This is a genomic window from Pontibacillus chungwhensis BH030062 (assembly GCF_000770675.1).
In the GTDB taxonomy this organism is placed as follows: Bacteria; Bacillota; Bacilli; order Bacillales; family BH030062; genus Pontibacillus; species Pontibacillus chungwhensis.
Map to the genome: position 1 here is coordinate 132,499 of NZ_AVBG01000006.1, position 15,233 is coordinate 147,731.

Below are 15,233 nucleotides of genomic sequence, written 5' to 3' on the forward strand. Positions count from 1 at the left end.
TTTTGAGGTGGTTATTGGATTTCGAACGATAAGGCGCTGTTCTTTCCTGCACCTTCAATAGAGATCGAATACATACCAGGCTGTATATCCTCCCATGAAGGGATCATCAGTTTGTTTCCATTTACAGAGACTTCGACTGGTAGCACTTCTCCGTTTTCATTCAGGAGTTGAACAGAATGGTTTTCAATAAGCTTCTTCTTCCCTTTTGATTTCCCATTCTTTTTACCCCAGTTTTTATCATCTCCAAAAGCAATTAGAACCGTTTGCTTTTCCTTGTCTCCTGAATCATCTGTAAGAGTGACTTGCGTTACCCCTTGGCTTCTTGTCGACAAATCACCTTTACGCGTAACATATGCTACAGGTTCTTTCATGACTCTCCACTCTTGCTGCATCGCAGGTGTTTCCTTCGCTTCACTTAAATCCATCTGCACCATTACTGGATCGTGGTCACTCACTCGCCCTTGTTCCTCTGTAAAGTCAGCGTTTAGGTGAACGATATCTACTTTCGTTTGGTCTCTTAAATGATCCGCAACCAAAATATGATCAAGGGTTTGTGAATTACCTTGGTAGTTATACGTATAACGTTCATTTTCAGGAAGCTCTTCAATCATATTAGACAAGATGTCACCTTCAAGCACTTCAAGCGGTGCTGAATCTTCAAAGTCATTTAGGTCACCGAGAACCACAACATTTGCGTCTTGATCCTGTTCTAATACATCTTGTACAAAACCATTAACGACTTCTGCTTGTTGGAGGCGTTGCTCTTCACTTCCTAATTGAGGAGGTTGAATACTACCAAACGGAGCATCATCCCCGCCCTTAGAGTTAAAGTGGTTCGCCACCACGATGACGTTTTCACCATTAAATTGGAATTCTGCAGCTAACGGTTTACGGGAATCTTCAAACGCTTCATTTGTCGGATCAATACGACCTGGATTAAGCGTCAGGTTGCCTTTTTCCGTTACTCCAACATCTGTTGTGGCATCCCCTTTAGGCTGATCTGTTAATGAAACACGCTCTGGATTGTAAATAAATCCAACCCGTATGTTGCCATCAGGCTGCCCGCCATCTTGATTGTTCCGAGGAGCAATATCCGTGTATTTATACTCAGGCCCACCATTATCAACAATCGCTTTAACAAGCGCTTGGTAGTTTTCACTCGCATCTGTGTCGCCTTCACTCGCTCCGTTATCATCCTGCACTTCTACAAGACCGACAATATCAGGAGCATCCAACCGGTTCACAATGGATTGGGCGATTTCTGTTGTTTTTTCTGGATTCTCAGAGTCCGTTGCATAATAGTTCTCCATATTATAAGTCGCAACCGATAGCTTTTCTTTATCTTTTTGAAGTGTAGTCGTTTCACGCTCAAAATCACCTGGGTCGACCTCCGGAAGTCCATCCACTTCGAGCTTATAATTACTGAACTCATAGCCAAGCACGCCTGTTACCGGGCTTTCGAATGTATCTCCGACTTTAACCGGCGCCATGTCCTGGCTATAATCATCAATGATAATTCGTTCTGGATTCAGACTCGGTTCGACAATAATCCCACCAGCCGGCGTGCGTACTTTATCAGAACCGTTCGGAACCGTAACAGCCGTCTCATCATAGTTTGTGTATTCCGCTCGCGGCATCACTACCGTCGCATCTGGTGCAGAAACGCGCATACCCTCTAAGCTTTCATAAAAATCAATCGCATCTTCTGATGGATCAAATAAAGAGAACTGGTCATTGTCGATCACGTTATAAGGAATTTGGCGACCGTCTTCTCCTAAAATAACAGCCTCAGGGAGTTCAACACCGCTTTCTTGAACACTCACGCTTGCGTCGGTAATTTCAGTAAGCGTTAGATCATCTGAAAAGTCGAACCATAGGAAGTTGTCTTGAGTATTTTCCGTTACCTCTCCAGAAACGAACACTCGATCGCCAACCTCGACATCTAAAGAATCCTCGTTATAAACATAAATCCCTTCAGACGTTTTCAAATCCTCATCAACTTGCCCCGGTAGCTCTTGCATATAGAACCCATTATCGCCAGTCGTTCTAGTCACAATTCCTTCAACCCCAGATACATTCACTCCAGCATATAAAGACTTATGTGTAGCGCCTTGAATATCATGGATGCGAACCTCCCCATCAGCTTTCAGCACTTGATAGGAATACGTTACAACTGAAGACGTTCCTTCGTAGCCAACTTGCACGGCCTTGATGGTTGTATCTTCTGTAATCGTAATAGGTCCTGTGTATTTCGTGCTGTTTACAGTCGGTTCTGACCCATCCGTCGTATAGTAGATGTCTCCTTCACTAAATGCCGACAAGGTAACGGTCGAACCAGATTGCACACCACCTGAACCTGGCATAGCCTGGATGGCATCTGCTGTTCCGTTTGAAACAAACTCTAGATCTTCAGCACCACGCGGTTTCACTTGGAACGTTCCATTATATTCAGATGAAATGCCCGTAACATTTAACTCCATGCCTTCTAAATAACGGAAATCGTCATAAGAGTACCCCGTACGATTATCCACACGAACTAAAACGCTCTCCCCATTTTTACTTGCCACAAATTCTAGAGTTCCGTAACTGTTGGCCTCTTCAATTTGACTAATCGTTACGCCCTCTAATTCAACGAGGCTGCCTTGATTATCTTCTGACACCTCAGAAGGAGAAACCACTTGTGGTGAGGGTAAATCGCTTCTATCTTTTACGTTCAAGTTTGATACATTTACAAGTTCAAAGACACCATCGTACTCGGTTGTGTCTCCTGTAATTTGAATAACATCGCCTTTTTTAATTTCTTCATCATATAGATTTTGATATACATAGATACCCCCAGTCTCGTCCTGAAGGTAGAAACCACTACTCCCCCATAATCCAAGATCTGTTGTGACTACCCCTTCCATCGTTACATCTGTCTGCCCTGTTCCTCCTGCTCGAACGTCAGCAATAGACGTAATGGAAACAGGTTCTTCTATTTGATCCCCGTCACCCGGCTCCTCTCCGTCTGATGTGTCCACCCCATCCATCGTATGAGTCCCTAGGTGATCAGCCGTATCTTTTGAAAAAGAATCCCATTCATCACTAGTCTCGAAGGCGTCATCAAAAGTTCGGTCTCCTCCAGTAACAGACGATTGACGGACTAACGTAACATCCTTTGCAAAGTCGCTGCTATCTCCAAGTTGACCGAATGAATCTACGATTTCCCCTTTATAAAATAACGCGTATCCATCATTCCCATTGTGATTAATGGAAGTGCTGGTTTGGTCCGCTACATTCAAGAAAGGAGACGAAGCCCGGTTATTAACGATCGTATACGTTTCACCAGGAGCCACTTCTCCAGATAAACCAATCGATTCCCCCTCGATATTCCCATTAAAAAACACTTGCAGATCAAACTGACTTAAATCCACCGTCTGGCTTGTCCCATTAAACAGCTCAATCGCTTTATTATAACTGCTACCCTCAACATATTCTGAAATAATAAGTCCGTCTGTATTTACCTCTTCCCCACTTACAACGGCAGCCGGAGTAAGTCCCCCAATCGTTAACGCCATTGCCGAAGCTAAACTTAACCCCTTCTTCACACTACGATTCTTCACATCCCCATCTCCCTTATCAAATAATCAATCCCAACCACAATTTAACAGCAAAACATTAACCCAATGTAAAAAAACCACTAAATTCTTGCAAAATAAGACAAAATCCTTACACAAAATCCCCCTTCCACCCCTCTAAAGCACTACACCATACCAGGAGCGCATCACCCCTTTAAAGCAACTCAGTGTGCCAGACACTCTTCACCTCACTAAAGAACAACAGCGTGCCTGACACCCTGCGTCCTTATAAAGCGCTAAAGCATGTCTGGCACGCTGTACTCCTTTAATTCGTTAAAAAACGGACTCGCGTTTAGCGAGTCCGTTTTTTTAATAGTTTAGTAGACTCCTACGTTGTTCCAGGCGGAAGCGACAGAGTTGGCTGTTGTTGAGCCATAAAGATCTTGTGCAGATTGGATAAGAGACTGACGTGCGTCTGTAAATGTACTGCTTGGTGTTAAGTAAACGGTAAGGGCACGGTAGTAGATCTCCTCAGCTTTAGACTGTCCAATCGAGTTGATGGTATAGTAAGCCGCTTTGTTCGGGATACCACTGTTGATGTGAACCCCGCCCCAGTCTCCTTGCTCGGTATTTGGCAAGTCTTGATAATCGTCCATATGAGCAGGTTGGTCATATTGGGTTGGGTTGGACATACTGCGTAATGCATCTCCTGGAACACCTGGAGTATAGACATCTTCACCCATTAACCAATCTTCATTATCGACGAAGTAACCGAATACGTCTGAGAAGGATTCATTTAGCGCACCTGACTGATTTTCATAGACAAGTTCAGCTGTTGTATCTGTCACGGCATGTGTTAACTCGTGAGCGACAATGTCGTCTGCTCCTGATAGATACGTAAACGTTGATCCATCTCCATCACCATAAATCATCTGATTACCGACCCACGCCGCGTTATTGTAGTTGCTTCCAAAGTGAACAGAAGACACAATATCAGCGCCATTGCCATCGTAACTTTCACGATTGAAATTATCATAATAATAATCAAACACTTCACCAGCATAATAATGAGCATCTACTGCTGCTTTCTGGCGCTCACTGTAGAATGTGTTACCAGAATCTGTTACATAATAACCTGGCAAACTATACTGCCCGCCGTTATTATTGTCATATGTGGCAATGACACCACTCATTGGCTTTGTCACATCATATAAATAGTACGTGCTGTTGGCGTAATACGTATTAAGAGATTTCTGATCACCTAACACGCCAGTTCCGCTACCTGTAGCTTTATGAACTTTATTCATAGCCTTTTCAATTGAACCATCCTCTGCGTTCACCCAGATTTGCCAGTTTCCTGGAGTTGGCTCAGCAAATTGAAGCTGCACATGGTAAGCCAATGTGTACTCTCCATCTTGCGGAAGGACCACAAGCTCTGACTTTTCTGTTAAATTGTTAAAGGCCTTTTCTCCTGGAGCTGATTTCTTTATATCTGCTTCAGAGCGTTCCACATCAATCTGGCTCCATGCCGCCTCAAGCGCTTCCTTCTTATTCAACTCACGCTTCTGTTTAATTTTCTCAGGAGCATCAGGATGAAATTCTCCATTAATAGCAGCGATTTCACCTTGTTGATCCACGTGTACAATTACCCTTGACTTATCGATTGGTACATTATGTACAACCGGCTGATAAACATAATGCTTCATACCAAGCTCATCTGTTTTGACATCTTTAAGTTCAAGTTGGGACTTAGGGTTTTTCTTGAACACATCTTTATTCTCTTTGAAAAATTTATCTACATCTTGTTTACTATTAATTTTTTGTGATGATAGTTTACCAGAGATAAAAGAGGGTGCTTGCTCTAAAACCGACTGATCCACTTGAATATTCGCTTCTGGCTTCAGTTTCCAAGCCGGATCTGCTTCGGCATTCACTGAAGCTCCGCTACCTATAAGTAATCCTGCACTTAATGTGACCGCTCCTGCGACTGTTTTCCAGTGTTGTTTCATCTTTCCTTCATCTCCCTTTTCTATAGAATCTACCTTTATTGTATCTGACAACTCTATTAAAATCTTTGAGAAAAGAAAGACGAAAAATCCAAACTCAGTTCGAATGTTGGAGAATTATTTTCGCAAACATGACGAAAGAACCAGAAAATTGTCGCAAGATTTTAATTCTAAAGAAAACCTTAGGCATTCTACTTAAAGAAAACATGCGTTCGCTCTCCCTTATTTCGAAATAAAAAATACGAGTCTCACCCAAGAGACTCGTACGTTTTCATACCTATATGCTTTTCAATCACGCTCTTTAATAAAGGCCGGAACACGCATTGAATCAAGAACGTTTTTCCTTTTATCCCAAGACTGGAACTCTCCAATCAGATGTCCACGTTGGATAACCTTGCATTCTAATATGTATAAATCCTTGTCTCCTTTGGTCTCCAACAAGAGATCCGTATCACCCAAACGCAAGTGGTAATCATGAAGAACAACCCCTACATATTCATGTCGCTTATGCTCTGTGCTCTCATGGTTAAGCACCATTTCCGCAACTTCTTCTACCTTCATTTTGCTGTATGCAGCGTGTTCCTCAAGTCTTTGTTTTACCTTTCCAGCCGTATCTTTTGCCCAGTTTTTAATGTTATCCGTTAATGAATTCATTTGGTTCAGTCCCTTCCCAATTTGTATCTATCTTTCCCTCATTCAATGAGTATTACCCGTATTTTGATAAAGGATAAAAGATGTCTTTAGCTGAAGAAACCTATAAGACAATGGAACCTATGACCTACTCAATTCCTCTTTATAAATCACCCATTATCTAGTTATAATGGAAGCAAAACACTGGAAGTACATATTTTTTTCACAAATCCCTCTGCCTATCTATGTTATGGTTAGGTGAGGAGTGAAAATGATAAAATATTTATAAATTGAATGAACCATAATAATACAAAGAAGAGCAACGAAGGAGTTAAGCCAACATGAATATTTTATTAACAGGGGCGACTGGCTTTTTAGGCAAACAGCTTACGCTACGATTACTAGATGAAGGACATTCGGTTTATGCCATTGCACGAAATCCACGAAAAGCAGGCAGCCTTATACAAGCCGTTCCAGAAGAGGTTCAAGCCAATCTCCACATTATTGAAGGCGACCTCTCGCAGGATAAAGCTGGCGTCAGTTCTACAGACCTAGCCATCTTAACAAACCATATTGATACAATCTACCACAGTGCAGCCTACCTATCGTTTGATGATAGCGAAAGAGATAAAACATTTCATATTAATGTAAGCGGAACCAAAAATATGCTTGAATTGGCCCAGGAAATTAACGCTCAACACTTTTCTTATATCAGCACAGCCTACACACTCGGAACCAAACTGTATGCCAAAGAAGAGCTTCACCCTGTAGATCAGGAGTTTGTAAACCCGTACGAAGAAAGCAAATGTCATGCAGAACACCTTGTATGGGAGTACAAAGATGTTCTAAACGTGAATATATTTCGCCCCTCCATCATAATTGGCGATTCAGAGACGGGCGAAGCAGACACAAGCTTTGCTTTATACGGAGTGATCCGGGGGCTTGAGATTCTAAAAAAACGTACCGATCGCAAAAAGGATCAACAGGAGAAAATATATAAATTTCTTTGCACGGAAGAAACGTCACAAAACTTCATCCCTGTTGATTATGTTGTAGACGTCCTAACTGCAGCTCTCAGAACGCCTGAACCAAACAAAATTTATCACATCACAAATCCAAACCCACCAACCAATCGATTGCTATTTGACATGGTAAAAGAAAAACTAGACTTCCCTAATATCGAAATGGTTCCTTCTGATTACGAAGGGGAGCTTTCAAAAGAAGAATTAAAATTTAACGAGCCAATGAAGGTATTCCGCCCTTATTGGAACAAAAAGCTTACGTTTGATGACACCAATACTCAAAGCTTACTTCGCAAAAATGGGATTGCCCACCTAGATATGAACATCGATATGATTGAACGCATCCTTTATGGAAATAGATAAGAAGAAATGAGGAACGTATGGAGATACTTCACGATTCAAGTTTAAGCTACAAGACCTTCGTAACGGACTCTTCAAAAGATTGGGTCGTGTTTTTGCACGGCCTCGGGGGAGATTGGAACATCTTCCACAAGCAAATTGACTATTTCAAAGATCACTTTAATCTACTCTTTATCGACCTGCCAGGTCACGGGAAAAGCCCATTGATTAAGCGCAGGAAAAATTTATTATCTTATACTGCAAAGAAAGTCCTTACACTGATGGACAACCTTTCCATATCATCAGCTCACTTTCTTGGAGTCTCTCTTGGCACCATCATCATGCAATCGATCGCGATGACTCATCCTCATCGTATTAAATCGATGACGCTAGCAGGAGCCGCCGGGAAATGGCTGAAATGGGGAGAGTTATTAGGCAGGGTGACCATATCTTTTCCATTCAGCCACCTCCTTCCCTATATGGTGCCCTTTAAAGTCTTCGCGCATATTGTGTTGCCAAAGCCTAACCACAGCAAATCTAGAAATATATTTATTCGCGAAGCAAAGAAGCTTGGAAGATATGCCTACCTCAGTTGGGCGAACGTAATCCGAAATTCTTATAAGACCTATGAACGCCTGAAGGATAAGACCAATAACATTCCAAAGCTCTACGTCTCTGGCGATGAAGACCATATGTTTATACAAGGAATCACCAACCACGTAAAACGCGAATCACTCGCCAAGCTTCACATCATCAAGAAATGTGGACACGTCTGTAATCTGGAAAAAGCAGCTGAATTCAACCAAGTCGCCTTCCATTTCATAAGCGGAATCTCAGCAGAATCTGCCTATGCTGAGATATCTTAATTAGCACGGACGGGGCCATATGGTATTGAGAGCTAGGGGTGTCCGGGGAACGACTCGCTTTCCGCGGGCGAGCTGTCGAGCCTCCTCGGGGAAACCACCCTGCGGGGTCTCGTCGACCTCTTTCTCCTGCAGGAGTCTCCTCGTTCCCCGGAAACCCCTTATGATAAGTTGTGAATGGCCCCACAGCTCAAGCATGGAAAAATATACCACAACCCTGATTCTTTATGTGGTATGTTTCCGTTTCTCTCAATATGGCGAAGGTGGTTCGGGAAATTGCGAGACTCCTGCGGCAGTAGGAGCCTAGGGAAGACCCCACAGAGAGCGCGAGCGAACGAGGAGGCTTCCCAGCTCGCCGCGGAAAGCGAGTGATTTCCCGAACCACCTTACACCCAATCAAGCTAACGGAAAGATTCTCTCAGCTTCAAGTACCATATACGTCGCTATTGAAATAAAAAAGGTAGAGATGCACTCCGCGTCTCTACCTTTCCTATGTATTGATCAAACGTTTGATCAACTACTCCGCAACCACCGAATTTTGCAAACGCTGCTTCATAAGTTCAATAATATCGTGTGCATTCGCTTCTGAGGATCCTTCTGTTTGCTGGATCACTTCTCTCATCAATTCAATCCATTGAGATTGTTCATTCACCTTTAAAAACCCCTCGCCGTTTTACATAATATGTATAATATATCATACATTGTCGTAAAAGCGGAACAGAAAATTGTCAAAAGGAAACATTTGGTGATTGATCATGGCGACTCGTTTTTTTAACGCGAGGGAACGTCTCGTTGATTATCTCCTAAAATTGCCCATAGATTTTTCACTTTCGAATCTATACACTAGGGAATGAAGATTAACCTTTAATAGATTGGATTTGAGAAATAATGCGTAACAAAAAGATACTATCTATTTCCTTTATACGTTTCTTCGCTATGCTTTGTGTAGTGCTTGTACACGCTACAGGAACGTACATCAGCACTCTACCAGAAGGCGGAGATGCTTTTCAGAAATACCATTTTCTAAACCGAATCGTACGCATTGAAGCAAGTTTATTTATCTTTATGACCGGCCTTGTGTTTTTCTACCGTTATTATGCACAAGAGATGACTAAAGAGGTCTTAAAACGTTTTTACAAAAGACGAGTTACATTTATTGTAATCCCCTATCTCATGTGGGCAGTCTTTTATGAAGTGTATGGATTATATATAGGATACCGTGACCTCGCTCCGCTGCAGTCGCTGATCCGTATTCTTGAAGGAGATTCCTATTATCACCTTCACTTTATTTTCCTAATCGTCCAGTTCTACCTTGTGTTACCACTCCTTGTATGGTTCTCCCAAAAGATAAAGTGGTTCAAGAATTACATGTGGCTGATCGGAGGCGTGCTTCACCTAGCCTTCTTCCTACTCAAAGTGAACGTCGACTGGATCACCTACCCTGTATTCTTAAGCTTAATCGGACCGTTTCTATTAGGTGGTTGGGTTGGAATCAATTACGATAAGGAAAAGGCAAAATCTAAGAGCAAGTGGACCTTACCAATCGGAGTGTTTGCAGGAATAGCAGGAGCAGTAGCTGTCCGGATCCATTATCACATGTATATAACGGGTACATTGGTGATTTCTCCGTTTTTAGGTAACCTTCCGCGATTTGTTTATTTAATGGTAGGAGCTTATATCATCTTCAGAATAGCGGAACGGTTAAGTGAACGGTTATCTCAACCTAAACTCAATTTCGTTAATCACGTAGCTAGCTATTCATTTGGCTTTTACCTCATTCATCCTTTTGTATTAAAAGAAGTGGCCAGATGGGTTCCGACACATTCTAACTATCTGTTTCATTTGGAGATTGGTGCCCGATATCTTCTAACGGTTGGAATCTGTTACTTGATTATTCGAATCTTTCATCAGTTCATTCCGTTTAGCCAAATCGTGTTCGGGAAGCTCCCTGCTCTTCCTAAGAAATCTCACCATGACAAAACTGTAGATCAAAGCCATGCTCCTTCTTCCTAGAAGGGGATCTATTAGGGAATAATTGGTGTTCCGCTCATTTTAGTAGTATAATAGACCAATCATATAAGTATAAAGGAGAGTAAAGGCATGACCATTAAAAAAGCCATTATTCCAGCGGCTGGACTAGGAACGCGTTTCTTACCCGCTACAAAAGCGATGCCGAAAGAGATGCTTCCAATCGTGGACAAACCAACGATCCAATACATTGTAGAAGAAGCGATTGAATCCGGAATTGAAGACATCATCATCGTAACTGGTAAAGGAAAGCGTGCGATTGAGGATCACTTTGACCATGCCGTTGAGCTTGAAGATAACTTGATGACAAAGGGCAAACTTGACCTTCTTGAAGAAGTGAAGCAATCTTCAAAAGTAGAAATTCACTATATTCGTCAGAAGGAACCTAAAGGACTCGGACACGCTGTTTGGTGTGCGCGTAAATTCATTGGTGATGAACCATTTGCCGTTTTGCTTGGTGATGACATTGTCCGTTCGGAAACACCTTGCTTAAAACAAATGATCGACCAATATGAAGAAACACGTTCATCAATTGTTGGGGTTAAATCTGTCCCTGACGAAGAAACCCATCGCTACGGAATCATTGATCCTGATGGGCAAACGAACAATAACCTCCACCATGTGCGTAAGTTCGTAGAGAAACCAGCACAAGGCGAGGCACCATCAAACCTTGCTATTATGGGACGCTACATTCTAACGCCAGAGATTATGAGGTTCCTAGAAAAGCAAGAGTACGGAGCAGGCAACGAAATTCAATTAACAGATGCCATTCAACACTTAAATGAAATCCATCGAGTGTTTGCTTATGAATTTGAAGGCCGCCGCTATGATGTTGGAGAGAAATTAGGCTTTATTAAAACAACAATTGAACTCGCACTTGAACGAGGAGAACTTCAACCCGAATTATTGAAGTTCATGGAAGAACTCGTTCAGGAAAAAAGCGTAAAATCCTAACATACCAGGATGCCGATCAGAGCAATCAGTTTAGCTGATTGCTCTTTTTCGTGTACTGAAAACACTCTCCTACTGCGTTAGCTTAGACAATCCGAACAATTCGAAGCATGATTAGCTCCCTTTTCGGGAATGATTCACTATTAAGATAGATAGAACATACAATTTTTGTTATACTTACGTCTGTGTAAAAATAAACCAAGAATTAGAGGTGCCATTATGGAGAGAATTGCCGTTCTTCTTCCTTGCTATAATGAAGAACAGACAATCGGGAAGGTTATTGATGACTTTAAATCAGAACTTCCTCACGCTACGATCTATGTTTATGATAATAACTCATCTGATCGCACTTCAGAGGTCGCTGAATCTCATGGAGCTGTTGTTCGGAAAGAATGGCGACAAGGAAAGGGAAACGTGGTCCGTTCCATGTTTCGTGAAATTGAAGCCGATATTTATGTAATGGCAGATGGGGACGACACGTACCCACCAGAATATGTCCATGACCTTATTCAGCCGATACGAGATAAGAAAGCCAACATGACGATTGGCGATCGCCTTAGTAACGGAACGTACTATGATGAGAACAAGAGACAGTTCCACGGATTTGGCAACAGACTTGTTAAAGGTTTAATTAACCGATTATATAAGAGCGATATTACGGACATTATGACGGGATATCGTGCGTTTGATCAGCTTTTCGTCAAATCGATGCCCGTCATGAGTTCTGGGTTCGCGATCGAAACAGAAATGAGCATTCATTCTCTTGATAAGAAATTTTTAATTAAAGAAGTTCCGATTGATTACAGAGATCGTCCAGAAGGCAGTGAGTCGAAGCTAAACACCTTCTCAGATGGGATTAAAGTGTTACGAATGATCTTTACTTTATTTAAAGAGTACAAGCCGTTCCTCTTCTTCTCACTATGGTCGCTCCTTTCCATCGTGTTAGGGTTTGCTGTTGGTATCCCTGTTATAACAGAATTTATAAATACAGGATTTGTATCAAAGGTCCCATCAGCCATACTCGCAACCGGATTTATGATTCTTGGGGTCCTCATATTTGCTTGCGGACTTATTTTAGATGTCATGACCGCAACGTATCGCAAACAATATGAATTAGAACTCAACCACCTTTACGATCGCATAAGGAGGAACGAAAATGAGCAAGGGTAATGCTCTATTAACTTGGATCAGTGCTGCAGTAGCTAGCTTCATTGCTACTGGAGCGCTCATTTCCTTCTACGAGCCCTTCTACTCTCTAACATTTGGAATCGGGCTCTTTTTATTTGTTCTATTTACTCTTCTTTTCTACCGATTAGCTCGTAACACGAATCGTTTCAAAGGAATCTTACAATCTTCATACAAAAAATGGACGCTGCCTTTTGCAGTATTGTTTCCTATTCTCTTAATGGCCAGCTCTGCACCAGACCAATCCCATATCGAATCGAGATTGATGATGGTCGGCATTTATCTCCTTACATATGCTGTGTACATCTGCCTTACCCTGACGTTGATGGAGTTTCTCTATCAATTCGATACAAAAGGAACAGCCACTCCATATAGCTTTGTGCTTTATTTTGCTATTCCTTTTTTAGCCTGGATGGTCTACTTCATTGCCTTTTTCCCGGCAACGATGACCCCTGACTCCCTATCTCAGTGGGGACAGGCCCATTCCTTTGAATGGAGCAACTGGCACCCCCTTGTGCATACATGGGTATTGACCGTTCTTGTTCAAATTTGGGATTCACCAGGTGTTCTATCACTCTTCCAAATCACAGTCATCTCTCTGATTTGGGCATATGGCATGAAATCGATTGAGAAATACGGCGTATCTTACAAAATTCTGGGTCTTTTCACCATTGTGGTAGCAGCCTGGCCAGTACTTGGGATCTATTCCATTAGCCTATGGAAAGATGTCCTTTACAGCGCCGTTCTCTTCCTTTTCTGCATCTTAATGTTTAAGATGGTCTTTTCTAAAGGAGCATGGCTACATCAAAAGCATAACCTGCTTCTATTATTCATCACATCTTTAGCGGTTGCTTTCTTCCGCCACAATGGATTCCCTGTCTTTCTTGTTATGGGAGTCTTCTTGTTACTCGTATTTCGAAAACAGTGGAAGCCACTTCTTGCTAACTTTGTAGCTGTACTAGCCATTTACTTAGTGGTAACAGGACCGATTTTCTCAGCATTAGACGTCCGACCAACGGAAACAAAAGAAGCAGTAGGCATTCCAACTCAACAGATCGCCAATATCGTCATTAACGGAGATCTGACGGAAGAACAAGAAGCATACGTATCTCGCATTATGCCTCTTCAAGATTGGGAGAAATACTATCATCCTTACAAAGTCGATCCGATTAAGTTCTCCGGTAAGTTCGATGATACAGTAATCGCAGAAGACATGGGTGAGTTTCTCAAGATGTGGAGCGGCATGGTTGCCAATAACCCAGTACTAGCCGTCGAGGCCTTCCTCCGGGAAGCTTCAATTGTATGGCAAATGCACGAGCCGAAAGGACCCGGTTACACATCGAACTTTGTAACCAATATCTTTTATAACAATGAATATGGCCTAGAAAATAAAGTAATCTCATCTAAAGCTACCGTGGCTGCCCAGAGGTACTTGGACAAAAGTGAAACCTATTTCCTGACAACAATTTGGAGACCAGCGAGCTACTTGTTAGCGATTCTGTTCCTGACCTACACTGCCTTTTTGAAATACGGAAAACGAGGCAGTGTGTGGCTCATCTCTTTACCCGTTCTGTTAAGCGTAGGATCTGTCGCAGCAACGTTACCAGCGCAGGATTTCCGGTACCTATTCTCCAATGTACCTCTTGCCCTCTTCCTGGTAGCAATGATTTGGATAGGTCGAGGGGAGACAACAAGATCACATGAATAGATTCAAACAATCGATAAGAGAGAACCGCAAGGGCATATTGCTCATGACTCTTGCGGCTTTCCTCACTTCACTGGGGCAAATGTTTTGGAAGCTTTCAGGAGCCGGCATGAACCCAGAGCTTATTGGCGGCTTTATCTTTTACTTCCTGGGAGCCGTACTGATGATTTTATCCTTCCGCTTCGGAAGCTTATCCGTACTCCATCCGCTTCTAAGCTTAGGTTATGTATTCGCCCTCTTCCTCGGGGTTTTCCTCGTAGGAGAAACCATTGAGACTGTTCACGTACTAGGCGTCCTCCTCATCATCGGAGGCGTGGTTCTTATTGGAGGTGGTGATCATTAAACTACTTCTGATTTTATTCATGACATTATTCGGGTCCCTCGGAGGCTTCTTTTTCAAAAAAGCAAGCGATCACCCCTTAGGCATCAACACGCCTTTTATTATGAAGCTTGGCACAGGCGGAGCCTTTTACCTGGCCGGAGCCATCCTTAATATTTACTTACTGACGCTCCTGCCTTACACCGTGGTGTACCCGATTACATCGGTCACCTACATCTGGACCATGATCCTATCCAGCCTATTCCTAAATGAAACCATCACCATCAAAAAAGGAATCGGCGTCCTCCTCATATCAGGAGGCTCCATCCTTCTCGTACTTTAGCGTAGTAAAGGGTGTCTGGCACCCTTTCTTGTTTCACCGTGTTAAAGAACTTGTGCTCATCCGTGATTCGGATGAGCTTTTTTTGTGATTATAGGATCCATCCTTCTCTATCACACCTTCTTCCTTAGCGCTCTCCGCTCTGCATAGGGTACACACTTTTCGCAAACGAGAACCTCTTCTCCCCAGTCGCTGTAATACTTCCGCGGATTTTGCGGTTTTTGTTTACATATAACGCATTGCTTAGGTTTGAATAACTTCTTAAGCTGTTCGAACATTCCTCTCTCC

At 42.5% G+C, this 15,233-nt stretch carries 12 protein-coding genes; 8 read left to right on the forward strand and 4 right to left on the reverse strand.

Annotation, left to right across the window (positions count from 1 at the left end; translation table 11 throughout):
• Nucleotides 1-11 precede the first annotated feature (11 nt).
• The 3 genes from N780_RS09740 to N780_RS09750 form a co-directional block, all read right to left on the reverse strand.
• Nucleotides 12-3,602 carry a DUF8508 domain-containing protein gene (locus tag N780_RS09740; RefSeq protein ID WP_052114990.1) on the reverse strand — a complete coding sequence of 1,197 codons (3,591 nt, stop codon included), beginning with the start codon at nucleotides 3,600-3,602 and terminating at the stop codon, nucleotides 12-14.
• A gap of 332 nt (nucleotides 3,603-3,934) precedes the next feature.
• On the reverse strand, nucleotides 3,935-5,566 hold the full coding sequence (locus N780_RS09745; protein WP_036783109.1) for a M4 family metallopeptidase: 1,632 nt from the start codon (nucleotides 5,564-5,566) through the stop codon (nucleotides 3,935-3,937).
• Between the two features lie 285 nt (nucleotides 5,567-5,851).
• Complete coding sequence (locus N780_RS09750) at nucleotides 5,852-6,217, reverse strand: hypothetical protein (RefSeq protein WP_036783112.1); 366 nt, start codon at nucleotides 6,215-6,217, stop codon at nucleotides 5,852-5,854.
• 317 nt (nucleotides 6,218-6,534) lie between these two features.
• On the opposite strand from N780_RS09750, the gene N780_RS09755 reads away from it, so the two are divergent.
• Together N780_RS09755 and N780_RS09760 are read left to right on the forward strand one after the other, a co-directional pair.
• Nucleotides 6,535-7,578, forward strand: a complete 1,044-nt coding sequence (locus N780_RS09755) for an SDR family oxidoreductase (RefSeq protein ID WP_036783114.1) — start codon at nucleotides 6,535-6,537, stop codon at nucleotides 7,576-7,578.
• Nucleotides 7,579-7,595: 17 nt separating this feature from the next.
• On the forward strand, nucleotides 7,596-8,420 hold the full coding sequence (locus N780_RS09760; protein ID WP_036783116.1) for an alpha/beta fold hydrolase: 825 nt from the start codon (nucleotides 7,596-7,598) through the stop codon (nucleotides 8,418-8,420).
• A 514-nt stretch (nucleotides 8,421-8,934) separates the two neighbouring features.
• Here the strand turns inward: N780_RS09760 and N780_RS20265 are convergent.
• A complete protein-coding gene (locus N780_RS20265) occupies nucleotides 8,935-9,069 on the reverse strand; it encodes a hypothetical protein (RefSeq protein ID WP_269746700.1) in 135 nt (44 codons plus the stop codon).
• 236 nt (nucleotides 9,070-9,305) lie between these two features.
• On the opposite strand from N780_RS20265, the gene N780_RS09765 reads away from it, so the two are divergent.
• The 6 genes from N780_RS09765 (at nucleotide 9,306) to N780_RS09790 (ending at nucleotide 14,948) form a co-directional block, all read left to right on the forward strand.
• Nucleotides 9,306-10,430 carry an acyltransferase gene (locus N780_RS09765; protein WP_052114991.1) on the forward strand — a complete coding sequence of 375 codons (1,125 nt, stop codon included), beginning with the start codon at nucleotides 9,306-9,308 and terminating at the stop codon, nucleotides 10,428-10,430.
• An 87-nt stretch (nucleotides 10,431-10,517) separates the two neighbouring features.
• Nucleotides 10,518-11,399: a UTP--glucose-1-phosphate uridylyltransferase GalU gene (galU, locus tag N780_RS09770; protein ID WP_036783118.1), complete on the forward strand. Its 882-nt coding sequence runs from the start codon at nucleotides 10,518-10,520 to the stop codon at nucleotides 11,397-11,399.
• 216 nt (nucleotides 11,400-11,615) lie between these two features.
• On the forward strand, nucleotides 11,616-12,566 hold the full coding sequence (locus N780_RS09775; RefSeq protein WP_036783121.1) for a DPM/DPG synthase family glycosyltransferase: 951 nt from the start codon (nucleotides 11,616-11,618) through the stop codon (nucleotides 12,564-12,566).
• Nucleotides 12,553-14,289, forward strand: coding sequence for a DUF6020 family protein (locus tag N780_RS09780; protein WP_052114992.1), 1,737 nt, complete (start codon nucleotides 12,553-12,555; stop codon nucleotides 14,287-14,289). The genes N780_RS09775 and N780_RS09780 overlap by 14 nt, the downstream gene beginning before the upstream one ends.
• Entirely contained in the window at nucleotides 14,282-14,629 is a 348-nt protein-coding gene (locus N780_RS09785) for an EamA family transporter (RefSeq protein ID WP_036783124.1), read from the forward strand. Before N780_RS09780 ends, N780_RS09785 begins: the two co-directional genes overlap by 8 nt.
• Complete coding sequence (locus tag N780_RS09790) at nucleotides 14,619-14,948, forward strand: EamA family transporter (RefSeq protein ID WP_036783127.1); 330 nt, start codon at nucleotides 14,619-14,621, stop codon at nucleotides 14,946-14,948. The genes N780_RS09785 and N780_RS09790 overlap by 11 nt, the downstream gene beginning before the upstream one ends.
• Nucleotides 14,949-15,233 lie beyond the last annotated feature (285 nt).